Here is a 22,920-nt window from a genome sequence, read left to right as displayed (position 1 = left end):
ATGACCCGCCCTATACAGGCCAGCCTTGATTTACAGGTAATGAAACAAAATTTGGCTATTGTGCGCCGGGCGGCCCCGGAGGCGCGCGTCTGGTCGGTAGTGAAAGCCAACGCCTACGGCCACGGTATTGAACGCGTCTGGAGCGCGCTGGGCGCCACAGATGGTTTCGCTATGCTCAACCTTGAAGAGGCGATTACCCTGCGTGAGCGCGGGTGGAAAGGGCCGATATTGATGCTGGAGGGGTTTTTCCATGCGCAAGACCTGGAGGCGTATGACACTTATCGGCTGACCACCTGCATCCACAGTAACTGGCAGTTGAAAGCGCTGCAAAATGCGCGGCTTAACGCGCCGCTGGATATCTATGTCAAAGTCAACAGCGGCATGAACCGACTCGGTTTTCAGCCTGAGCGGGCGCAGACCGTCTGGCAGCAATTGCGGGCAATGCGCAATGTCGGTGAAATGACCCTGATGTCACATTTTGCTCAGGCCGATCATCCGGAAGGTATCGGGGAGGCGATGAGGCGTATTGCGCTGGCGACGGAAGGCCTTCAATGTTCATACTCGTTATCAAATTCGGCAGCGACGCTGTGGCATCCCCAGGCGCATTATGACTGGGTCAGGCCGGGCATTATTTTGTACGGCGCGTCGCCGTCAGGACAGTGGCGGGATATTGCCGATACCGGACTAAAACCCGTGATGACGCTGAGTAGCGAAATTATTGGCGTGCAGACGCTGAGCGTTGGTGAAAGGGTAGGCTATGGCGGAGGGTATTCTGTTACTCAGGAACAACGCATTGGCATCGTCGCGGCGGGTTATGCCGATGGCTATCCACGCCATGCGCCGACCGGGACGCCCGTGCTGGTGGACGGTATCCGTACCAGAACAGTAGGCACCGTTTCAATGGATATGCTGGCGGTGGATTTGACGCCGTGTCCGCAGGCGGGAATCGGCACGCCGGTTGAATTATGGGGCAAAGAAATTAAGGTCGATGATGTCGCCTCTGCGGCAGGCACGCTGGGCTATGAGCTACTGTGCGCCGTAGCGCCGCGCGTGCCGTTTGTGACAACGTAACCTAACTCAGGCTAAGGCGTCGACCGGTCCACCGGGGGCGGGTCGACGTTGTCCGGCGACCTTATTCTGCTTCGTCTTCGGCGACGCGTACCCCAATCTTGCGTACCACGTTATCTTCTTTTTCAGCTACCGTCCAAATCATGCCGCCAAACTCCACCTGATCGCCAACGACCGGCGCAGCGCCCAGCAGCTGCTGTATGATTTCACCCAGAGTTTGTTGTTTATCCCGGTATTCCGTTCCTTCTTCCAGCCCGTAGATAAGCGCCACGTCGGCGAATTTCGCATTCGCTTCGAGGATAAAATCGCCAAAGAAACGCTGATCTAACGAAACCGGCGGCGACTGGCTAAACAATTTGCCCAGCGCTGGCAGATCGCGCTCCCGGCCAATCACGCAGAGTACGTCGCCTTCCTGCAGGCGAGTGCTACCCGTGGGGTGAAACAGTTCATTATTGCGAAATAGCGCGGCAATGCGGGTTTCGTTCGGCATATGCAGGTCGCGCAACGCCGCGCCGACGCACCATTTGTCGGCGCTCAACTGATAAATGAATTGCTCCCACGGATTATCAGGATGGATGTCAAGCCCCACGCGCGATACTGGCCAGCCAACCGGAGGCACGACCACTTTGGCTCTTTTCGCCGCCCATGACAGCGATGTTCCCTGCAGAAGCAGCGACACCAGTACCACAAAGAAAGCGACATTAAAGAACAGGCGAGCGTTTTCAAGCCCGGCCATCATCGGGAAAACGGCGAGAATAATCGGCACCGCGCCGCGCAGTCCGACCCAACTGATGAAAATGCGCTCCCGAAGATTGAAGCCGCGAAATGGCAGCAGGCCGGTAAACACCGACAGTGGGCGGGCGAAGAAAATCATCCAGATGGAGAGAATAAGCGCAGGGACGGCAATCGGCCACAGATCGGAAGGCGTCACCAGCAGCCCCAGAACCAGGAACATCGCGATCTGCGCCAGCCAGGCTAGTCCGTCAAAGTTTTGCAGGATGCCGTAACGGTTGCGAATCGGGCGGTTTCCTAACAGGAATCCGCACAAATAGACCGCGAGAATGCCGCTGCCTTCAAGCGCGGTCGTCAAAGCAAAAATCAGAATACCGCCGCTGAGCGCCAGCATCGGATACAGGCCGCTGGGCAGAGAAATACGGTTGATCATCTGCTGTAGCAGGTAACCGCCGCCCAGGCCAAAAACAATACCGAGACCGAACTGTTGGATAATATGGACGGCAAACATCCAGTCCAGGCCGGTTTCATGCTTCTGGATCATCTCAATTAATGTAATGGTCAGAAAAACGGCCATCGGGTCGTTACTTCCCGATTCGATCTCCAGCGTGGAGCCTACACGTTCGTTTAGCCCTTTGCCGCCAAGCAGAGAAAAGACCGCTGCGGCGTCAGTGGAACCGACTATCGCGCCGATAAGCAGACCTTCGATAAGATCCAGATGAAACAGCCAGGCGGCCATCATACCTGTTAACCCCGACGTGATTAGTACGCCGAGCGTCGCCAGCGACAGCGCGGGGCCCAGCGCTACCCGGAAAGAGCTGGCCTGGGTGCGCATGCCGCCATCGAGTAAAATAATCGCCAGCGCCAGGTTACTGACCATATAAGCGAAAGGATAATTATCGAAAGGAATACCGCCAATGCCATCCACACCCGCTAACATCCCAATGGCGAGAAAAATGACCAGAATCGGGATACCCAGTCGCGATGAGAATGAACTTAACAGGATACTGCTGGTTACAAGGATGGAACCTAAAATAAATAGACTAATAATTGTTGCAGCATCCAACGTTTTATATCTCCTGACTCACACGACTTCGTATTATTTAACATTAACATAATAACGGCCAGGGCAGCGTTTTACTTAGCCTGTCGGGGACTTTTTTTACAATTGCAGCGTAGGATGGCCAGATAAAGTGAGTTGAGTCCCCTGGCGCGTATTTTTAAGCGTCGCGTTTGCCCCGATAGGGAGCGTCACCGTACGCTGTTCATGCCCGAAGTCGAGACCGGTAATCAGCGGAACGGACAGACGGGAACGTAAAAACGCGTAGACGCTCTCCAGAGAATAGCCGGCGTCATACTCGTTGGGCGCCGCGCCGCTAAAGCTGCCGAGAACGATGGCGCTCTGGCGGTTTAAAATTCCGGCGTACTCCAGTTGCAAAAGCATACGCTCCACCCGGAAAGGATGCTCATTGACATCTTCCAGCACTAAAATTCCTTTATCGATAGTCGGCATCCAGGGCGTACCGATAAGGGAAATCAACATCGCCAGATTTCCGCCCCATAAGGTGCCTTGTACGTCGCACTGAGGGCCGTCGCCTTGCCACTCTACGGTAAATTGCGCCTTGCGTAGCGCCAGCCAGAAATGTTGCTCGGTGAACGTATTCAGCGTTTCGGCGCCAAAATTTGCCGCCAGCATAGGACCGCTAAAGGTGATGACATTGGCCTGCGCCAGGAGTCCAGCCTGAATCGCCGTAAAATCGCTATGACCGCAAATCAGTAAGGGATCGCACTGTTGCCGGGAGGCGAGCGCCTGCCAGTCGATACGATCCAGCAAGCGGCTGGCGCCATAGCCGCCGCGAACCGGCATGACGATCGTATCCGGCGAAGTTAGCGAGGCCAGCGAATTAACATCGGCCAGCCGTTCCGAGTCCGTACCGGCAAAACGCTGATAGCGGCGACGAATCACCTCGTCATTCTCCACCTGATGACCCGCGTCAGTCAGGCGCTGAACGCCGCGTAACGCGGCCTGTTGGTTAATACAGTAGCCCGAGGGGGCGATTAAATGAAACAGAGACATGGTAATTCCTTGCTGACAATAGAATGCAAATGTATATCATGCCGCATATATTAGGCGATGTCCCTCGTTGTGCGACGTTTCTGGATGCGCACCAGGGAGGCAACCTAAGTGCCTGGCCGGGGCGGTATGACCTCTTCGGCAGATAAGTTACGGCTATAAGGATAGATGACGTGAAATTAAGATGGTTTGCTTTTTTGGTAGTAATACTGGCTGGCTGTAGCTCAAAACAGGATTACAGGAATCCGCCGTGGAATGCCGAAGTGCCTGTAAAGCGTGCGATGCAGTGGATGCCCATCAGTGAAAAAGCCGGGGCGGCATGGGGGGTTGATCCGCATTTAATCACCGCGATTATCGCCATTGAATCCGGCGGCAACCCTAACGCGGTCAGTAAATCCAATGCGATTGGCCTGATGCAGTTAAAGGCGTCGACCTCCGGGCGCGACGTTTACCGTCGTATGGGCTGGCGTGGCGAACCGACCACCAGCGAGCTGAAAAACCCTGAGCGTAACATCTCAATGGGCGCGGCGTATCTGAGCATTCTGGAAAATGGGCCGCTGGCCGGCATCAAAGATCCGCAGGTGATGCAATATGCGCTGGTCGTCTCTTATGCTAACGGCGCAGGCGCGTTATTGCGTACTTTTTCATCCGACAGGAAGAAGGCGATAGAAAAAATTAACGATCTGGATGCGGACGAGTTTTTTGAGCATGTTGTTGATAATCATCCCGCGCCGCAGGCGCCGCGCTATATCTGGAAGCTTCAGCAGGCGCTGGACGCCATGTAGTTTAGCGTGAAGATTATTCTCGCACTTTATTCGCCCTTTCTCGGGCCTCGCGCTCAAGCGAAAAAATAATCCGCTGCAACTCCCGCTCCACCGCCGGGCTAACGTTAAGGAAACGAAAGCTCAGGCGGGGAGTGGTGATCGTTTCATTTTTCCCATCAATCACCTTACGCTCGCTGATGGCGATAAGCTGGGCGTCAACGTGAAAAATCCCCCATGGCCCCATGTTCAGTTCAACCTGCGAAAAGCGCGCGCCTTCGATTAGTCCGTCGGGGATGGCGGATTCCAGTAGCGCGCCCATGCCGCCCAGGGAAAGATCAAACAGGCGAAAACGTAACGTACGGGTGTCCGGTAGCGTGGTGACGCCGTAATAAGGCGGATACAGCGGCGCGCCAATACGAAAATACTCCCGGCGCTGGACAAACCACAGTGACGACGGCAGGGGCGTGATAAAGGCCGGCAGCCGCTGATATTCGCCTGTAACGAGTTGCGGCAACGTGAACTCGACTTTTGCGCCCTGCGTTTCTGCGATAATGGCTACCTGCCCGGCACGTAATACGGCGCTATTTTCATATTCCTGGCTGCCGTAATCCACGATGAGTTTTTCCGGGTCTACCGCCAAAATTTTACTGATGAATTGACCATGCGCCCATGAAATACGCAGTGGAACCTGATTTTTATTTAAATCCCGTAGCACGCCTAATATCGCTAATGGATTTTTTTTCAGGAACTGCTCATTGTAACCACTCACACGAAATAACCCCTGATACGCAGACTATCGTTGGGTTATCGGCATCGGTAGAAAGAACTTAATAGCGATAAATAAATTTTTATGTCCGCGAGATAAATCAGTGTTCAGAAATGCGACGCTCGACTTTGCCTATACTTAAAACGTTTTTACTGGAAAGAGGGTTTGCAAATGGGAATTATCGCCTGGATTGTTTTTGGTTTGATTGCCGGCGTTATCGCCAAATTGCTTATGCCGGGGCGCGATGGCGGGGGATTTATCCTGACCTGTATTCTCGGTATCGTCGGGGCGGTCGTTGGCGGATGGCTGGCGACGATGTTTGGTATTGGCGGCAGTATCAGCGGCTTTAATCTGCACAGTTTCCTGGTCGCCGTGGTGGGCGCGATTGTGGTGCTGGTGATTTTTCGCCTTCTGCGACGCGGCTAACCGCTGCAAAACGTTTAAGCGTTGACCCGGTCAGCGCCGGGTCAACCTACTATAAACACGCGTTACTGCGTCGCTGCAGACGGCGTTTTTGTCGGCGTTGCGCTTAACGATGCCGGACGAGTAGACGGTACGCTATCGCACGGTTTTTCCTGCGGACAAATCAGATCGAGCATTTTCAGCGTCACGCCGTTGGTCCAGCCAAAGCCGTCCTGAAGTGGATATTCGCCGCCGCCACCGCCGGTTCCGGTGCTGCTGACATCATATTTTTCGACCAGTTTTTTCTCGCGATCGTAGGTGTGCTGCACATTGGTTAAAAAGCGCCAGGTGACTTCCATTGCCACGTCATCCTGCCCATAATTTTGCAATCCTTCGGCAGCGACCCATTGTAACGGCGCCCAGCCGTTTGGCGCATCCCATTGCTGTCCGCTTTTAACCGAGGTGGTAGCCAGCCCGCCAGGCTGTAGCAGATGCGCCTGGGCCGCCGCCGCCACTTTCGCGGCGCGATCTTTCGCGGCGGCGTTTACATAGAGCGGGAACAGCGCGGCAGCGGTGAGTTGGTCACGGATTTTATTGTTCTTCAGATCGTAGTCGGCATACCAACCCTCTTTGTTATTCCACAGATGCATTTCAATGGCTTTTTGCCGCGCGTTGGCCAGCGCGTCATAGTGCGAGGCTTTGGCCCGATCGCCCGCCGCAGCGCTGGCGCGGGCGAGGGTTTTCTCCAGTTGATACAGCAGAGCGTTAAGATCGACAGGGGCAATAGTGGTGGTACGAATGGTACTGAGCTGCTGCGGATTATCCATCCAGCGGGAGCTGAAATCCCAGCCGGAGGCGGCAGCAGAACGGAGGTCTCGATAGATCTCCGTTGCCGGGCGGTTGGGGTTGCTTTTGGCGGTAGCGATATCTTCAACCCAGGATTCAGGGCGGGGCGTATCCCGATCGTCCCAGTAGCGGTTGAGAACGCTGCCGTCTTCCAGTTTGACGACGCGTTGGTTTTGTTGCCCTGGCTGCAATGTCTCAACGCCCTCCATCCAGTAGGCGTACTCTTTTTGCAGTTGCGGCAGGTATTCTTTCAGCGCATCGTCACCTTCATGTTGCGCCAGTAACTCAACCATAAACGCAAAGAAAGGCGGCTGCGAACGACTCAGGTAGTAGGTACGGTTGCCGTTAGGAATATGCCCCCAGGCGTCAATTTCGTAACCAAAGTTCGCCACCATATCCGCCACCTTATCCCAGTGCTCGCTTTCCGCCAGCCCCAGCATCGTAAAGTAGCTGTCCCAGTAGTAAATCTCTCTGAATCGCCCACCCGGTACGACATAGGATTCAGGCAACGGCAAGAGCGAGTCCCACTTTTCGACGTTTTTAGTTGAACGGGTCAGCACCGGCCACAGGCCATCAATATGTTCACGCAATGACTGGCCGGCCGGCGGGACATATTTTTCACCCGCTTTCGGCAGGGTGAAGTTAACATCAACAAAATGACGCAAATCGAAGCCGGACTGGTTCCGCTGCATACGATAATCCGCAAGAATCATGAGCGGATCGCTATTAGGTATGGCGTCAGCAAAGGTTTTCTGATCGGGGAAGAGTTTTGCATTCTGGACATCATTAAAGAGCGGGCCAAGCAAAATATCCGGCGGCTGCGGAGTTTCAGTGTCGGAAGACGGGTCTGCGGCAGTCGCCGAAAACGATGCAAACGTCAGCAGCGTCCCTGCCAGCGCCAGTTTTATGGCTTTCTGCAGTAGAACAGAACGGCGAATCTCTGGGGGTATCATCAAGTTATCTCCTTAGCGGTGAGCCAAAGCCAACGGCATTTACCATGACAAAACCTTAGTCTACGATGACCAGATACGCGTGATTGAACCGCTATTTTGCGAACAAACAGACATTTTATTGAGACAGAATTTATCGGCGCGCGCGTGGAAAACGGGGTATACAGACAAAAAATCCACGCCGGGACGTGGATTTTAGCGCAATGATTTGTCGCCTTAACCTGGATAGATACCGCGATCTTTACGGGCCAACAGAATGCGCTCACAGGCGACAATATAGGCTGCGGTGCGCAGAGAACAGGATTTCTCAGTCGCTTTCTCCCAGACATGGACGATCGCGTCGGTCATGATTTTGTCCATGCGCGCGTTGATCTCTTCTTCGCTCCAGAAGAAGCTGGCCATATCTTGGACCCATTCGAAGTAGCTGACGGTTACGCCGCCTGCGTTACAGACCACGTCAGGCACCACAAGGATACCACGGCTGGCCAGAACATCATCAGCATCCGGATAGGTCGGGCCGTTAGCCCCTTCCAGCACCAGCTTACACGTCAGGGCTTCCGCGCGCTGACGAGTTATCTGGCCTTCAAGCGCCGCCGGGATCAGAATATCCATCTCCAGACGCCAGAACGCATCGCTGGCGATAGTTTCCGCACCCGGGAAACCGGCTATCTGTTTGTGTTCTGTCTGCCATGCCGTGAGCGCCTTCATGTCAATACCGGTGGCGTTAAACAGCGTCGCGGTATGATCCTGAATCGCCACGACACGGGCGCCAGCGCCTGCAAACAGACGCGCGGCTTCGCTGCCGACGTTACCAAAACCCTGAACCGCAACGCGAGCGCCTTCAACGGCGATATTCGCCCGACGCGCGGCTTCCAGTCCGCTGACGAAAACGCCGCGCCCCGTCGCTTTTTCACGGCCCAGCGAACCGCCAAGATGGATAGGCTTACCGGTAACGACGCCAGTGATCGTCGTGCCATGATTCATGGAATACGTATCCATCATCCAGGCCATCACTTTACCGTTGGTGCCGACATCCGGCGCAGGAATATCTTTCTGCGGCCCGATGATAATGCCGATCTCGCTGGTATAGCGGCGGGTCAAACGCTCCAGTTCACCTTCCGACAGCGAGAACGGATCGACGCGGATGCCGCCTTTGGCGCCGCCGTACGGCAGGTTCAGCGCGGCACATTTGATGGTCATCCATGCTGACAGGGCCATCACTTCATTGAGATCAACGTCAGGATGGTAGCGAACTCCGCCTTTACCCGGACCTCGGGAGAGGTTGTGCTGCACGCGATATCCTTCGAAATGACGAATAGTGCCATCATCCATTTGTACCGGAATATCGACGATCAGAGCGCGTTTTGGGTGGCGCAGAGTATCCACCCAGGGGGATAACTCGCCCAGATAAGGGGCCACACGCTCGATTTGTTGCAGGTAGGTATTCCAGGCAGATGTGCTGCTATCTGAAGCGTAAGATAACTTATCCATGATAAACCTTAGTGATAAAAGTAATATGTTCTTTAATTGACCGTGGTACATAGTAGATCACACCATGTAGCGATAAATTTAACACTTTTTTAAACAATTAACTCAGATCAAAAATGGCAGGCAGTTGGATTTTCGTTATGTTTTTGGATGAGAAGTGGTTAACTATCCGCTATAAGAGGTGATATATCGCTAATTATGCAATTAATTGCTTAAATATGCGTGATATGTGCAAGACGGCTATTTGTCATAATTATGACGCACCTCTAAAAGTAAACATTATGATAACGACATGTATCAATGTTATGTCGTCCTGTCGGCGGGGAAACGTCTTCGCCAGGCGCGTAAAAAGATAAAAATAACCGGAGTCAGATGGCGCTGGCCCCGGTTTACCTCTTTATTGTTGACGCGACTCAAGCCATACCAGCGCCAGTGTCGACAGTGAGCACATCAGCAGAATGCCGACAAACCACAGTAAATACCACATCGCTCCCGCTCCCTAATAAAGTTCATGATCGTTGCGGCGGAGGGTCTCCAGGTTGATACGCCCCAACATTTTGTAATAGCTCCACAGCGTATAGAGCAGTACGATTGGCAGAAAAATCAGCACAATCACCAGCATGATTTCGAGCGTCATCTGGCTGGAGGTGCTGTCCCACACCGTCAGGCTGGAGAGAGGACTAACACTCGACGGCATCACAAAAGGAAATAGCGTTATGCCGGCGGTAAAGATGACGCAGGCCTGGGTCAGGGAAGCGAACAGAAATCCACGAATAGTCTGACCGCGAAGGCAGGCATAGAAAGCCAGAATCGGCAGGATCATACCGAGCAACGGGATGATGAGCAGTAGCGGCGAGCGTATAAAGTGGTTCATCCATGCGCCAGGGAGTATCGCCACGCCTTTTAAGAGCGGATTGGAAGGGCCGTTGGCATCCTGCGTGAGTAAGACAAAGCCATCAACGCCGGCCCACAGCCAGTAACCGGCCAGCAGGAAGCAGATCACGATCAGCAGCGCGCTGTGGCGGGTGGCCGACAGAGCCCGTTGACGAATAACGCCCTCCGTTTTCAACTGTAACCAGACGCCTCCTTGCATAATCACCAACGACAGACTCAATAATCCACACAGTAGGGCAAAGGGCGAGAGTAACTGCCAGAAGGTGCCAAAATAGTTAACATGAAGCTGCGGCGTGAAGGCAAACGGCACGCCTAAAAACAGGTTGCCGAACGCGATGCCGAATACGACTGGGGGAACCAGGCTGCCGATAACCAGACCGGTATCCCACAGCGCGCGCCAGCGGGCATTGGCGATTTTACCCCGATAATCAAAGGCCAGCGGGCGAAAGAAGAGGGCACACAGCACCAGGATCATCGCCACATAAAAACCGGAAAACGCGGCGGCATAGACCCGTGGCCAGGCGGCGAATAATGCCCCGCCCGCGAGAATCAACCATACCTGGTTTCCTTCCCAGTGGGCGCCGACGCTATTGATCAATACCCGGCGTTCGTCATCGTTGCGCGCTATCAGCGGGAGCAGGCAACCGACACCCATATCAAACCCGTCAGTTACCATAAATGCCACCAGGATGACGCCGATCAGCAGCCACCAAATGAACCGCAACGTTTCATAATCCAACATGATTGTCTCCTTTATCCCTGTTGTTGCGCTTGTTGTTGATGTTGCATGGCGCTCGGCCCAAGACGCGCGTACTTCTGCATCAGATAGACTTCCGCGATTAAAAACAGGGTGTAAAGTCCGAGGATAAGCCCCATTGAGAAGGCCAACTGGCCCGGCGTCAGCGCGGAGTGAGCGTACCAGGTCGGCAGAATGTCCTGAATCGCCCAGGGCTGACGGCCAAACTCCGTCATAAACCAACCGGCTTCAATGGCAATCCACGGTAACGGCAGGCTCCAGAGCGTCATACGCAATACCCAGCGATGCTGGTCGATACGCATTCGCAGCGTCTGTATCAACGCAATCAACATCACCACTAACAGCAGCGAACCGCAGCCGACCATAATACGGAAACTCCAGAACACCGGCGCCACCTGAGGAATAGCGCCACGCTGGGCCGCACGATACTGCTCCGGCGTCACATGGTTCATATCCGGGGCATATTTCGCCAGCAGAATGCCGTACCCCAGATCGCCCTCAACGGCGTGAAACGCATTCAGTACCTGCGGCGAGCGATTGCCTTGCGCTATCTCCTGCATGAGTAGCCAGGCCTCCCGGCCACGCTTCAGGCGCGGCAGAGCGTCGTCCATCAGGTTTTTTAACCCCGGAACCGGCGTATCCAGCGAATGGGTGGCCAGAATACCCAGCAGAGCAGGGATCTTCACGGCAAACGCATTACGCTCCTGTTCCTGCTGCGGCCAGGCAATCAGATGAAACGGCGCGGGCGCGGGTTCGGTTTGCCATTCGCCTTCCATCGCCGCCAGTTTCACCGGCTGAATTTGGGCGACCTCGTAGGCCGAACTGTCCCCCAGTTGCAGGGTTCCCAGAATGGCCAGGGTGCCGAATACTGAGCCGATAGCAAACGAGCGCAAGGCCACCTCACGCTCGCGGCCACGTAGCAGATACCAGGCGCTGATAGACATAATAAACATGGCGCCGGTGACATAACCGGACATGACGGTATGGACGAATTTCACCTGGCTCACCGGGTTAAAGACCAGATCGCTGAAGCTGCTCATTTCCATCCGTAACGTATCGATGTTGAAATGAGCGCCGGTAGGATACTGCATCCAGCCATTGGCATTCAGAATCCATAATGCTGAAATATTGGAGCCGAAGGCCACCAGCCAGGTGACCAGCAGGTGTTGGTATTTATTCAGCCGCTGCCAGCCGAAAAAGAACAGACCGACAAAAGTGGATTCGAGAAAAAAGGCCAGTAACGCTTCCATCGCCAGCGGCGCGCCGAAGATATCGCCCACATAGTTGGAATAGAGCGACCAGTTAGTCCCGAACTGAAACTCCATGGTCAGGCCGGTAGCCACACCGAGAGCAAAATTGATCCCGAAGAGCTTGCCCCAGAAACGCGTCATATCGCGGTAGACGGTTTTCCCCGTCACCACATAGATCGTCTCCATGACGGCCAGCAAAAAAATCAGCCCAAGCGTAAGAGGAACAAATAAAAAGTGATACAGCGCGGTCAGCGCAAACTGCCAGCGCGATAAGTCAATGACATCCCACATGCTAACTCCTGTAGGCAGAAAGAGAGTAAAAAGCTAATCAGTACCGGACTCCGGTGACGTTCCTGTTGAGAGCGCTAGCGCGTCTCCAGCCATCGGCAGACTTCATCCAGGCGCTGGCGCGAATCGGCCAGATCTTCCGGGGCCGCCAGTACCAGCTCCGGCAAAGGACAAATCTCATAGCTATCGAGCAACGGCCCTTTAAGGGCGTCCAGACAGCGCACATGCCAGAGATGGCGCAATGCTGTGGCGTTGATTTGGCTTTCGCCATACCCGGAGATGCGAATCTGGATGTTCCCGTGTCCGCATAAACGCGCCAGAAAAAGACGATCGGCCTCGCTGAGCGGCAGTTGGGTCAAATTGATGCTGTGTGGTTGCAACGCCGGATCGCGTACGTGCGCCAATAATTCATGGGCCAGCGGCAGTCCATTCATCAGGCCAGCGACAGGCGGAGGCAGCAGAGAGTCGTCAGGCAGCGTATCGGCAGTCGCCGCTTGCCATAATGTCAGGGGCGCGCTACCCGCTTCCAGACGATCCGTCAGCAGACGTCGGTTATGCAGATGGCGTACCCGCCACAGGCCGCAGAAGATGGTCTCCTGGATCTCGCTTTCACTCCCGTCCGGATGCTGAATGCGTACCGAGACTTCGCCTTCGCCCAATAGCGTATTGAGGAATGAGAGATCATCGGCATTCAGGGGAGATAACTCCCATCCCAGCACGTCGCCGACTTCCGGGATGCGCCGGGCAAGCTGACCTCGCAGATCGGTCAACAATGCCATCACCGCCGGGCTGTGAGCGCAGCGCTCCAGCGCCGCCATACTTGGGTCGCCATTGACCTGACAGGTGAGCGGTAAGGGATTCATCGAGAAACTGGCGTCATCAGGCTGCGTACCTGGCCCCAGCAGATGAAAAAAGGCGTTGCTCATTGTACTGTCTCCTGCGCTGCGGGAGTGTCAACTATCGAACGCATCAGCGTGAGCAGTTCAGCCCAGGGATGAATGCCGCTGAGCGCGCCGCGTAGCTTGCCGTCTGTAAAAACCAACGTCGCCGGAAACCGACGTACATTAAAGCGATCGCCGATAGCTTCGCTTTGTTCAAGGTCGGCCACCGCCACCTGCCAGTCAAACTGCGGGAACTCACGCAGGAGTTCGGCAATCATCACCGGGTTATCGCTGACTTCCGGCGTACGCCGCGGATCGCTACTTAACAGGATGACGCCATCTCCAACCCGTTTGATCCAGTCGTCTACCGTAGAAGCCTCTACCGGTTGCCATCCACGGGTTAACAGGCGTTGCCATAGCGCAGAGAACGGGGTGTCATTCGCCACTTCTTTTGCCCTCCAGACGTGTCTGATACTGACGTATGCGCACTCCCTCATAATTTTCCATCGACAGGCATTTATAGTTCAGGCAGCGTGCGACCTCGTTTGCCTGCGGTACGATCCCCCAGGCGGCCAGTTGCGCCAGGGCGGCCTGTTCCGCCGCCGGTAGCTGGTCGCGAGCTATTTCGCTCAGGCTACCGCCATAGTCGTCCAGGTGCGCCGGTTGCAGACCGACCAGCGCTATGTGACAGGGCAGATGCCCGCGGATGTCGGCCAGCGCCAGAACTTCGGAAAAACTGTTTTGATGCAGACTCATTTTTTTGGCGCTGAGATACGCGGGGATTTTCTCGCCGGCATAGGTTCGCAGGCTGCCCGGCGCCAGGCCGTAATCGATCGCGTCAAGGAGCAGGAGATGGCTGGCTTGCTCAACATAACCTAACAGGTTTAGCCCTTGCGTACCGCCGTCCACAATTTCTACCTCTTCAGGCCAGTGATATCGGGCATACAAACGCTCCGCGACCCGGATACCGAATCCTTCATCGGCCCACAGCAGGTTTCCTAACCCCATCACCACTACGCGTTGCGCATTCATGAGGGCTCCTTGTCGTGCGGTTTGGGGAATTTATGGCTGCGATAGCCATTGATCATGGTGGAGATCACCGTATCGTCGGACATAATGTCTTCCCGGATAGCGAGGTAAACGTGCCCGACGATGAAGGCGGCGATCAGCCACATGCCCAGTCGGTGCCAACTGTGAATATCGATGGAGTTGCCGCCGGTCCAGTAGAAAAATTCAACCACATAGCGGAACGGCGCAAAGATGGCGTACTGGCTATGCTCGCCAAACAGAGCGAAACCGGTGAGGATCATAAATACCGATAACAGGAAATAGCCGAACATCGCGGCCTGCGCGACAGGGTTATGTCCGATGTCGCTCCCCGGTTTTTTCTCCAGAAACAGATACCAGCGAACCACGGAGAAAGCGCCTTGCCACCAACTGCGACGCCAGACCGGGACGATAAACAGCTCTCGCGAATAGCGGTTGCCGACACAGGCCCAATAAATTCGCCCCAGCAGTAACATGGTAAAGATCATCGCGGCGGCAAAGTGGATCAGCCGGATATAGCCCATGTAAAACAGATAGGTCGCCTCGCCACTCACCGACGGCAAAGGCCGGCCAATGAAGTAGCCTGTTACCATCAGTACCAACATGCAGGCCACCGTTAGCCAGTGCCACAGGCGTACCGGCGCTTCAAACACATAGTGGCTGACGGCAGTATCACGCGCCTCCCCGACGCGTGGAGATAGCTTTCCAGTCATCGTTCTTTTCCTTAACGCTTAGCGTACCTGGACGGCAATCAGTTCGCTGCCGTCGTCGCCGAGCACGTGGGTTGAACAGGCGAGGCAGGGGTCGAAGCTGTGCAGCGTCCTCAGGATTTCTAACGGTTGGTCGGGAATCGCCATTTGCGTTCCCATCAATGCCGCTTCATAGGCGCCGATCTGTTTTTTAGGATCGCGTGGGCTGGCGTTCCAGGTGGTGGGGACCACGCACTGATAGAGTTCAATCTTCTGATCGCGGATTGACGCCCAGTGTCCCAACGCTCCACGAGGCGCTTCGGTAAAACCGATGCCGCGGCAGTGCTGCGGCCAACTGGCCGGTTCCCATTTCTCGGTATTGGCGGTGGCCAGGTCGCCGTTTTTCAGGTTGGTCATAAGCCTGTCGAAAAAATACTGCAGCTTACCGACGGCCCATTGCGCTTCGTGCGCGCGGCATAAAATACGGCCAAGCGTAGACTGGATACCGGAGAGCGGCAGTTTTAGGGCGGACATCATGCGATCTACCGACTCTATGGTGGCGGCATCCCCTTTGTGATACGCGATAAGCGTTCGGGCAAGCGGGCCGACTTCCATGGCATGACCCCGCCAGCGCGGCGCTTTAATCCAGGAGTAACGTTCCTGCTCGTTGAGCTGCTGGATATGCGTATCGCTGCCTTTGACATCACCCGGGTTGTACCAGGGATCGGTAATGCCGTCAAAAGGATGACGGCCCAGCCGATCGTCCGGATAGCGATACCAGGCGTGATCCACAAACTCCTGTATCTGCTGCGGATCGGCCAAATCTACCGGCATAACGTTTTTAAAATCGCCATTGATCACCGCGCCGCCCGGCATTAACAGGCTTTGCTGGCTGAAGTCGTTGGCAATGTCCGGAAATGCGCCGTAGCTCAGCACGCATTTATCCGACAGACCGGTGCCAATTTGACTCCATGCTTTATTGAACTGGCCGATAGCCAGCGCGTCCGGAACCATCACGTTGTTAATGAAGTCGGCGGTGCGGGTGATGATCGACTGCACCAGGTTGAGGCGCTCCATATTGATAGCCCCGACCGCGCCGCTTTGATCGAGATTGATCGCGCACGGCATCCCGCCAACGATCCAGTTAGGATGGGGGTTCTTACCGCCAAATATGGTATGGATTTTGACGATCTCGCGCTGGAAGTCGAGGGCTTCAAGATAGTGGGCAAAGCCCATCAGATTAGCCTCTGGCGACAGTTTGTACTGTGGATGTCCCCAATAGCCGTTACGGAATATCCCAAGCTGGCCGCCATCGACAAATTTCTTCAATCGATTTTGTACGTCAAAGAAGTAGCCCGGCGATGACATCGGCCAGGCGGAAAGGCTTTGCGCCAACTGCGAGGTGGCGCGCGGATCGGCTTTCAGCGCATTCAGAACATCAATCCAGTCCATACCGGCTAACTGATAAAAATGGACCAGATGATCGTGACACCACAACGTAGCCAGCATGATGTTACGTATAATATTGGCGTTATCCGGCACCTGGATACCAATCGCATCTTCGATAGCGTACACCGATGCCAGAGCATGTACCCCGGTACATACACCACAAATACGTTCAACAAACGCCCAGGCGTCACGCGGGTCACGGCCTTGCAGAATGATCTCCAGCCCGCGGAACATTGTGCCGCAGGAAACGGCATTGGTAATGACGTTTTGCTCATCAATGTTCACTTCGCAGCGCATATGCCCTTCGATGCGGGTAATCGGGTCCACGATCAGACGACGGCCGGCGTCGTTAACGGTATAACCCTGGGTTTGATACTGGTTACTCATGCCTGTTTATCCTCATTGTCCGGCTGTTGTTCGGCTTGCGCTAACTGTTGTTTGTGGCGTTTACGTTGGTTGAGCGCGCTGGCGATAGCGTGACCGCCAACGCCCGCCGCGACCACGCCCAGCGCGGTCAGCCCCACCGTATCGGCGGTTGAATGGGTACCCATCTGGGGAATATCCACCACGCGGCTATAAAACGAGCCGCGATCCCAGAAACCATTTTCTGAGCATCCCAGACATCCGTGACCGGACTGGATAGGAAAGGAGACGCCGTCATTCCAGCGTGTGGAGGAGCAGGCGTTATAGGTGGTTGGCCCTTTACAGCCCATCTTGTACAGGCAGTATCCCTTGCGGGCGGCGTCATCATCCCAGCTCTCGACAAATTCACCGGCGTCAAAATGGGCGCGGCGGTAGCATTTATCGTGGATACGCTGACCATAGAACATCAGTGGACGGCCCATGCGATCGAGTTCCGGCAGACGATCAAACGTCACCATATAGGTGATAATGGCGCTCATGACATCCGGGATTGGCGGACATCCAGGGACTTTCACGATCGGCTTGTCGGTGATCACTTTATCGATAGGCGTTGCCTGGGTCGGATTGGGGCGGGCGGCCTGGACGCAACCCCAGGAGGCGCAGTTTCCCCAGGCGATAATAGCGCTGGCGCCCGCGGCGGCTTTCTTCAGTTTTTCAATAAACGGGCGGCCGCCGCTGATACAGAACATTCCTTGCTCTCCTAACGGCGGATTGCCTTCCACCGCCAGAATGTATTTCCCGGCGTAGCGAGTGGTAATATCGTCAAAGACTTCTTCGGCCTGTGCGCCGGCGGCGGCCATCAGGGTGTCGTCATAATCAAGGGAAATCAGCGAGAGGATCACATCTTTGGCTAGCGGGTGCGAGGAACGGATAAAGGATTCGGTACAGCAGGTGCATTCCAGTCCATGAATCCAGACCACCGGAATCCGCGGTTTATTCTCCAGCGCCCAGGCGATCTTTGGCGTCATTCCGGCGCCCAGTCCCAGCGATGTGGCGGCAAGGCTACAGAATTTGAGAAAGCTGCGTCGGGTCACTCCCTTACGACGCATGGCTTGATAAAAGGTCTCCTCGTTATTCATAACGCGTATTTTTTCTCCTTTTTGCACCACGCTCCGCCAGGGGCATAAGGCGCTTTTGCGGGTCCGTTGACGTTCCGCCAGCAAGGTAAATCATTGTGTTACGCGCGAGCGCGGAAACGAGCCCGATTCACTTTGCACCGGCGTATACCGCCAGAAATAATGTGAAAAAAGCGTATCGGATTAACGATAAGAAACAATGTGAAGTGTGTGGGTATAGCTTATAGCGGTATATTTATACCCATTATCGGTTTTTCGGCGAAAGGGCCGTGGCGGGGAAGGACGGTTGAGCTTGTTCCAGGATGAGGTTTTCAGCGAGCAACCTCGGGTAGATTTAGCCTGGTCTCGCCATTTCAGGGATACGTAAGTTGACGCAAAAGGAGGGAGGATTTGATGTCATCGTTAAAAGAAGCATACTTCGTGATGATTTTTATATAAAATGATGGTGCTGGTTTTAAAGGAATGCAAAAAAGAGACCGTTTGAAAGAGGGCGTCCCATGAAAAATAACATCAGATTTGACTTATCCGATTATTTGATTCATTTTTTTCGGGACGTTGATTTAGAGACCGGTAGCCATATTTATTTGCCTGAACACTGTGGTTTTAATAATCAGCACCACGCATGTTTCATTGATGCTAAATATTTACTTCGATTATCTTTACGCAGTCATAAAAATTTCTCGTCCTGGTCATACCGAAATGGGCAACGAACCGTATATGGTGACTCCCCGGTGGTATGCTTTACAGATATGCCGATTGCAGCTTATTTAGAAACTGGTGTTCGCCGATTAGAACGAAAAGAAAAAATCGGTTTATATGCAATCGTTTTACCTAAAGAGCAAATGTTTAATTATGGGGCAAGGCCAGTCATATATGGGTTGGATCAGCATAACAATGCTCGCTGCTCGCAAGGCAGAAACGGGGAACGTATTCTTGATGAAACGGCTCTTCCTTTGATTGAGCAATATAGATATGTTACTTATGTTCCAGGTAAGATTGACTGGACACATGAACGCGAATGGCGATGGCCATATCGTGGCGATATTAAAAATTTCCTTAATCATATTAAAGAGTATGGTATTCCGGAAAACATTGAAAGCACCCCAGGGTTTGATTTTAAATCAAGCGAAATAAATGGTGCGGGAATAATCGTCCCGTTTGCAGAAGATATCCTTACCGTAGCTCACGATATTTTAACTTTAATTGACCGGGGCGTCATTGGAAGAAACACTTTCAAATTCATTATAGCTGTAGAGAGTTTACAATCATGGACCCAGCTCTCGGAACCGGGCGCGTTACTGTCTTGTATTAATGATAATACTTTCGGATTTGAATCTTTTTTTGATTTATCTGCATCTAAAGTAAAAAATTATGCTGATTCTATCAATGATTATGTAAGTGAATTATACTCAAAAAAAGATTTTCTAAATGATAGTTATGCAATGGAATTTGGAAATGCCTGGGTCTGGATTCATGATAACCAATCCCAGGTGGTACGGGCGTTACTGCAGGCTGGAATGATCGAGGTTAATAAAGAAGGGCGGTACTTATTAGATGTTAATTTGGCTTCTGTTGATTGGCCATTAAGAAGAAAAGAAGCTTTCGCAAGTCATGTTGCGGGATGGCTCAAACATCGTTTTGATATCGAAGCGGGAAGGTATTCCGTTTGGGGAAAAGATGATTATGATGCGATCCCAAGTTATGAGACGCCGCTAAAGGATCAGCATCCTTTTTATAATCATACAGTGAATGTCGACTGGTAATTAAGAAAAGAACTTACCCTGTAAGATCTGCGTTAATTTAACGCATTGATTTTTATAGATGAATGAAAGAAATTAGAGGCTATTATAAAATAGACTCTAATTAAAATTGCACATCTGTCTGTTTTTGATATGTGTATTCCAACAACAGAGTCAGGCAGCTTGTGGACGAATTAAAATTCTGCGGCTCGCTACGAAAGTTGCTACAGCCCTTAAAAACTATAGGCGCTGTCGAATCGCTATGGACAGCCTTTGAGAAACGCAAAGTATTTCTGACGGAGGCAAAATTATTTATCCGGCGATCAAGGATGCGTCGAAAAATGGAGTGTGTTGCTCTGGAGTGCTGGCGAAGAACCGTTTTATTATCGGAGTTTAGTGACCGTCTGACGATCACCTTCAAGAAAGCAGGCAGTTACAGAGAATTACTAGTAACCTCTGATAACAGGCACTTTTCATACTCTTTTATGCATCATAAAATGCTGTCTGAACTTGTTAAGCTCTTTCCATAGCATTTGTAAAATAACTATTTTCAAGATATTGATACCAGTGCTCGAAAGATTCATCTTCACCTTTTGGTGCATAGCAATTACCATTCTTATAGAGTTGACCACCAATTAGATAGTGAGATACTCTTAATGTCAATATACCATTTTTAATAGAAAGACTATTTAGTTTTGATTTTTTGTTTCCTTCATCTATAAAATAAAAATAAACGTGGTGATTTGTTTTTGAAAGCTCAAGGAGTTTCTGAAAGGTATCCCTTTCTGGGTAGTGAGTACGAATTACTTCAATGATAATGTTTGGATAGGCTGAGCGGGGGAAAAATTTGTTTCTATCCCTTCCTCCAATATCGGGTTGAATATAAGAATCCTCATGAAATGCAATACGTGCGTCCTTTTCTTTATACCACCCAAAATCACTATCTTTCAGCGGACTAAAAATTACTTGCTCTTCATATGTTCGATCCTCTGCAAAAACATATGTAGAGAACTTAACAGCTTCAATATTTTTATTATTTAACTCATCATATAAATAATTTACGCAATTATCGTGAGTTGGATTATCTTCGGCTCTACCTAACCTTTTGCCGAAAGATGGATTTCCTACTCTTCTGAAATGGGGAGTAATCTCATTTCTTACAGGGACAACAATACAGTCATCTTCATTAAGAAGAGGTTCCTCCTTCATTCTTGGATATAAAGTATGGTCAAAGATATCGCATTCCGAATAGTCTCGGCCTGAGATTAGTCCTCTTGGCATATGTGCTCCTTAAGCTTAGATGTTTAAACCTTGTAATAAAATTTAGCTGAAAAATTAAATGTTCTTTTATGATATATTATAATGAACATATGAAGTTTACCACAGGATATTACTGTAGCTTGATAATAATCAATATAATTATCGTTAATCCGCACTCAGTGGTGATTAGATTGCTTGAATTAATCTATTCTCAGCTTGCATAAAATTGATGAATAATATCAATCTGGATAGTTATAAATGATATCTTTAAAGTACTTTATGGTTTCGCAACGCTGTGATAGCTATTATGGTTGGTTGTTAAATTCGTGACCAAATTTTAATATTTACCAATGCTGATATGCGAAAATCGAATGAAGTTTCCCTTTCAACGGACAGTAAATTCTTCGGGGACCTAAAGAATGCAGGGGCGGACACCGTTTTGAAGCCTGTTAGAAGGCGCTTTTAGAAATCTACCGATACTGAAGTTCCTAATATTTATAATATGGGTGATAATGGTGGTAAAAATTCACCTCATAGATATTCCATTGATAGAAAATATCGTATCATTTTGGTGTAAATATACAATTCGTGAACATTATTCCCTAAATTATGTAGTCGTTGGTGGCGAGTCTATCTGTTCTGGAACCAGTCATTCAGACAATTCACTGCCATTTTGAAAACGTTAACTGTAGTGAGCTTCTGGATGCTCAGCTAATTTGAGTGGGCGGACTTATCATGTGTGAAAATAGCTGCTTATTGTACTCACTGGAATGCTCAGTTTTAGTCGCGTTTCTACGCTCTCATCTGAGATACTATAAAAGATAAAATCCACGCAATGGCGTGGATTTTATAGGGTTTTACCGCTGTCATGAGATTCAGCGAAACCTCATGAGGCAACAGAAACTAATTAGACGTTGAACAGGAAGTTCATTATATCGCCATCTTTAACGATGTAATCTTTGCCTTCCGCTCGCATTTTACCGGCTTCTTTCGCGCCTTGCTCACCTTTATAGGTAATAAAGTCGTCAAAGGCGATAGTTTGGGCGCGGATAAAGCCTTTTTCGAAGTCGGTATGGATTTTACCTGCTGCTTGCGGCGCGGTTGCGCCAACCGGAATGGTCCATGCGCGAACTTCTTTCACCCCGGCGGTGAAGTAGGTCTGGAGGTTCAGCAGGCGATAACCAGCGCGAATAACGCGGTTCAGCCCCGGTTCTTCCAGACCCAGTTCAGCCATAAATTCGTCACGCTCGTCATCATCCAGCTCAGCAATATCAGCTTCGACGGCGGCACACACCGGAACCACGACCGAACCTTCTTTCGCGGCGATTTCGCGAACCTGGTCCAGATACGGGTTATTTTCAAAACCGTCTTCATTGACGTTAGCGATATACATCGTCGGCTTCAGCGTCAGGAAGCTTAAATAACGGATAGCCGCTTTATCTTCGTCCGTCAGGTCCAGCGAACGCAGCATCCCCGCTTCGGCCAGGTGCGGCAGGCATTTTTCCAGTGCGGCCAGTTCCGCTTTGGCGTCTTTATCGCCGCCTTTGGCTTTCTTCTGTACGCGATGGATAGCGCGCTCGCAGGTATCGAGGTCAGCCAGCGCCAGTTCGGTATTGATAACATCAATATCTTCTGCCGGGTTTACTTTACCCGCCACGTGGATGATATTGTCGTTCTCAAAGCAGCGAACCACGTGACCGATAGCTTCGGTTTCACGGATATTGGTCAGGAACTGGTTACCCAACCCTTCGCCTTTGGATGCGCCTTTTACCAGACCGGCGATATCCACGAACTCCATCGTGGTTGGTAGAATGCGTTGCGGTTTAACAATCTCAGCCAACTGGTCCAGACGCGGATCGGGCATCGGAACGACACCGGTATTCGGTTCGATAGTGCAGAACGGAAAGTTTGCCGCTTCAATACCGGCTTTTGTCAGCGCGTTGAACAGGGTGGATTTCCCGACGTTGGGCAGACCGACGATACCGCATTTGAATCCCATGATTTAACTCACCTTAATATCTTAATAATCAACCTGTTATAGAAAACAGATTGCAGAAATGGAAATAACTTCGCCTAT

The 22,920-nt window shown here is 52.0% G+C and carries 20 protein-coding genes; 4 read left to right on the top strand and 16 right to left on the bottom strand.

What is annotated here, in order from left to right:
- A complete protein-coding gene (dadX, locus tag J4650_RS03815) occupies positions 1–1,071 on the top strand; it encodes a catabolic alanine racemase DadX (protein ID WP_023993320.1) in 1,071 nt (356 codons plus the stop codon).
- Positions 1,072–1,132: 61 nt separating this feature from the next.
- Here dadX and J4650_RS03810 read toward each other — a convergent pair whose 3' ends face one another.
- Both J4650_RS03810 and ldcA read right to left on the bottom strand, forming a co-directional pair.
- Positions 1,133–2,866 (bottom strand): potassium/proton antiporter, encoded by a 1,734-nt coding sequence (locus J4650_RS03810; protein ID WP_000338376.1) that lies wholly within the window; start codon positions 2,864–2,866, stop codon positions 1,133–1,135.
- 96 nt (positions 2,867–2,962) lie between these two features.
- A complete protein-coding gene (gene ldcA, locus J4650_RS03805; RefSeq protein WP_023993319.1) occupies positions 2,963–3,877 on the bottom strand; it encodes a muramoyltetrapeptide carboxypeptidase in 915 nt (304 codons plus the stop codon).
- A 170-nt stretch (positions 3,878–4,047) separates the two neighbouring features.
- On the opposite strand from ldcA, the gene emtA reads away from it, so the two are divergent.
- On the top strand, positions 4,048–4,659 hold the full coding sequence (emtA, locus tag J4650_RS03800; protein WP_000776974.1) for a membrane-bound lytic murein transglycosylase EmtA: 612 nt from the start codon (positions 4,048–4,050) through the stop codon (positions 4,657–4,659).
- Positions 4,660–4,672: 13 nt separating this feature from the next.
- On the opposite strand, the gene ycgR is transcribed toward emtA, so the two are convergent.
- Positions 4,673–5,407, bottom strand: coding sequence for a flagellar brake protein YcgR (gene ycgR / locus J4650_RS03795; protein WP_000017414.1), 735 nt, complete (start codon positions 5,405–5,407; stop codon positions 4,673–4,675).
- 168 nt (positions 5,408–5,575) lie between these two features.
- Here ycgR and J4650_RS03790 point away from each other — a divergent pair, with 168 nt between their 5' ends.
- A complete protein-coding gene (locus tag J4650_RS03790) occupies positions 5,576–5,830 on the top strand; it encodes a GlsB/YeaQ/YmgE family stress response membrane protein (protein WP_000511323.1) in 255 nt (84 codons plus the stop codon).
- 62 nt (positions 5,831–5,892) lie between these two features.
- Here J4650_RS03790 and J4650_RS03785 read toward each other — a convergent pair whose 3' ends face one another.
- The 11 genes from J4650_RS03785 to hyaA form a co-directional block, all read right to left on the bottom strand.
- Positions 5,893–7,605, bottom strand: coding sequence for an alpha,alpha-trehalase (locus tag J4650_RS03785; protein ID WP_023993318.1), 1,713 nt, complete (start codon positions 7,603–7,605; stop codon positions 5,893–5,895).
- A gap of 213 nt (positions 7,606–7,818) precedes the next feature.
- Positions 7,819–9,093, bottom strand: a complete 1,275-nt coding sequence (locus J4650_RS03780; RefSeq protein WP_023210510.1) for a Glu/Leu/Phe/Val dehydrogenase — start codon at positions 9,091–9,093, stop codon at positions 7,819–7,821.
- A gap of 394 nt (positions 9,094–9,487) precedes the next feature.
- The gene (cbdX, locus tag J4650_RS03775) at positions 9,488–9,577 is read right to left on the bottom strand and encodes a cytochrome bd-II oxidase subunit CbdX (protein WP_000270301.1); all 90 of its coding nucleotides are present in this window, start codon (positions 9,575–9,577) and stop codon (positions 9,488–9,490) included.
- A gap of 12 nt (positions 9,578–9,589) precedes the next feature.
- The gene (gene appB, locus J4650_RS03770; RefSeq protein ID WP_000888118.1) at positions 9,590–10,726 is read right to left on the bottom strand and encodes a cytochrome d ubiquinol oxidase subunit II; all 1,137 of its coding nucleotides are present in this window, start codon (positions 10,724–10,726) and stop codon (positions 9,590–9,592) included.
- An 11-nt stretch (positions 10,727–10,737) separates the two neighbouring features.
- A complete protein-coding gene (gene appC / locus J4650_RS03765; protein ID WP_000263613.1) occupies positions 10,738–12,282 on the bottom strand; it encodes a cytochrome bd-II oxidase subunit 1 in 1,545 nt (514 codons plus the stop codon).
- Positions 12,283–12,356: 74 nt separating this feature from the next.
- Positions 12,357–13,205: a hydrogenase expression/formation protein gene (locus tag J4650_RS03760; RefSeq protein WP_000063377.1), complete on the bottom strand. Its 849-nt coding sequence runs from the start codon at positions 13,203–13,205 to the stop codon at positions 12,357–12,359.
- Positions 13,202–13,606, bottom strand: a complete 405-nt coding sequence (hyaE, locus tag J4650_RS03755) for a hydrogenase-1 operon protein HyaE (protein WP_001262581.1) — start codon at positions 13,604–13,606, stop codon at positions 13,202–13,204. Before hyaE ends, J4650_RS03760 begins: the two co-directional genes overlap by 4 nt.
- On the bottom strand, positions 13,596–14,192 hold the full coding sequence (gene hyaD / locus J4650_RS03750) for a hydrogenase 1 maturation protease (RefSeq protein WP_023254289.1): 597 nt from the start codon (positions 14,190–14,192) through the stop codon (positions 13,596–13,598). Before hyaD ends, hyaE begins: the two co-directional genes overlap by 11 nt.
- On the bottom strand, positions 14,189–14,920 hold the full coding sequence (hyaC, locus tag J4650_RS03745; protein ID WP_023993317.1) for a Ni/Fe-hydrogenase b-type cytochrome subunit: 732 nt from the start codon (positions 14,918–14,920) through the stop codon (positions 14,189–14,191). The genes hyaD and hyaC overlap by 4 nt, the downstream gene beginning before the upstream one ends.
- 18 nt (positions 14,921–14,938) lie before the next feature.
- Positions 14,939–16,732, bottom strand: a complete 1,794-nt coding sequence (gene hyaB, locus J4650_RS03740) for a Ni/Fe-hydrogenase large subunit (RefSeq protein WP_000070978.1) — start codon at positions 16,730–16,732, stop codon at positions 14,939–14,941.
- Positions 16,729–17,847: a hydrogenase 1 small subunit gene (hyaA, locus tag J4650_RS03735; protein ID WP_001058311.1), complete on the bottom strand. Its 1,119-nt coding sequence runs from the start codon at positions 17,845–17,847 to the stop codon at positions 16,729–16,731. Before hyaA ends, hyaB begins: the two co-directional genes overlap by 4 nt.
- Positions 17,848–18,341: 494 nt before the next feature.
- On the opposite strand from hyaA, the gene J4650_RS03730 reads away from it, so the two are divergent.
- Entirely contained in the window at positions 18,342–19,607 is a 1,266-nt protein-coding gene (locus tag J4650_RS03730; protein WP_124234948.1) for a DUF4427 domain-containing protein, read from the top strand.
- Between the two features lie 489 nt (positions 19,608–20,096).
- Here J4650_RS03730 and J4650_RS03725 read toward each other — a convergent pair whose 3' ends face one another.
- Together J4650_RS03725 and ychF are read right to left on the bottom strand one after the other, a co-directional pair.
- Positions 20,097–20,864, bottom strand: coding sequence for a hypothetical protein (locus J4650_RS03725; RefSeq protein WP_020898832.1), 768 nt, complete (start codon positions 20,862–20,864; stop codon positions 20,097–20,099).
- 886 nt (positions 20,865–21,750) lie between these two features.
- A complete protein-coding gene (gene ychF / locus J4650_RS03720; protein ID WP_000505850.1) occupies positions 21,751–22,842 on the bottom strand; it encodes a redox-regulated ATPase YchF in 1,092 nt (363 codons plus the stop codon).
- Positions 22,843–22,920 lie beyond the last annotated feature (78 nt).

This window comes from Salmonella sp. 32120201201600049SM, assembly GCF_017572835.1.
Lineage (GTDB): Bacteria > Pseudomonadota > Gammaproteobacteria > Enterobacterales > Enterobacteriaceae > Salmonella > Salmonella enterica.
The sequence above is the reverse complement of the archived record's forward strand: the minus strand, read 5'-3'. Positions and strand labels throughout refer to the sequence as shown.

Excerpts from the sequence above, each read along its gene's own strand:
- dadX (WP_023993320.1), top strand. The coding sequence starts at position 1 with ATGACCCGCCCTATACAGGCCAGCCTTGATTTACAGGTAATGAAACAA.
- ldcA (WP_023993319.1), bottom strand. The coding sequence starts at position 3,877 with ATGTCTCTGTTTCATTTAATCGCCCCCTCGGGCTACTGTATTAACCAA.
- J4650_RS03790 (WP_000511323.1), top strand. The coding sequence starts at position 5,576 with ATGGGAATTATCGCCTGGATTGTTTTTGGTTTGATTGCCGGCGTTATC.
- J4650_RS03785 (WP_023993318.1), bottom strand. The coding sequence starts at position 7,605 with ATGATACCCCCAGAGATTCGCCGTTCTGTTCTACTGCAGAAAGCCATA.
- J4650_RS03780 (WP_023210510.1), bottom strand. The coding sequence starts at position 9,093 with ATGGATAAGTTATCTTACGCTTCAGATAGCAGCACATCTGCCTGGAAT.
- cbdX (WP_000270301.1), bottom strand. The coding sequence starts at position 9,577 with ATGTGGTATTTACTGTGGTTTGTCGGCATTCTGCTGATGTGCTCACTG.
- appB (WP_000888118.1), bottom strand. The coding sequence starts at position 10,726 with ATGTTGGATTATGAAACGTTGCGGTTCATTTGGTGGCTGCTGATCGGC.
- appC (WP_000263613.1), bottom strand. The coding sequence starts at position 12,282 with ATGTGGGATGTCATTGACTTATCGCGCTGGCAGTTTGCGCTGACCGCG.
- J4650_RS03760 (WP_000063377.1), bottom strand. The coding sequence starts at position 13,205 with ATGAGCAACGCCTTTTTTCATCTGCTGGGGCCAGGTACGCAGCCTGAT.
- hyaD (WP_023254289.1), bottom strand. The coding sequence starts at position 14,192 with ATGAATGCGCAACGCGTAGTGGTGATGGGGTTAGGAAACCTGCTGTGG.
- hyaC (WP_023993317.1), bottom strand. The coding sequence starts at position 14,920 with ATGACTGGAAAGCTATCTCCACGCGTCGGGGAGGCGCGTGATACTGCC.
- hyaB (WP_000070978.1), bottom strand. The coding sequence starts at position 16,732 with ATGAGTAACCAGTATCAAACCCAGGGTTATACCGTTAACGACGCCGGC.
- hyaA (WP_001058311.1), bottom strand. The coding sequence starts at position 17,847 with ATGAATAACGAGGAGACCTTTTATCAAGCCATGCGTCGTAAGGGAGTG.
- J4650_RS03730 (WP_124234948.1), top strand. The coding sequence starts at position 18,342 with ATGAAAAATAACATCAGATTTGACTTATCCGATTATTTGATTCATTTT.
- J4650_RS03725 (WP_020898832.1), bottom strand. The coding sequence starts at position 20,864 with ATGCCAAGAGGACTAATCTCAGGCCGAGACTATTCGGAATGCGATATC.
- ychF (WP_000505850.1), bottom strand. The coding sequence starts at position 22,842 with ATGGGATTCAAATGCGGTATCGTCGGTCTGCCCAACGTCGGGAAATCC.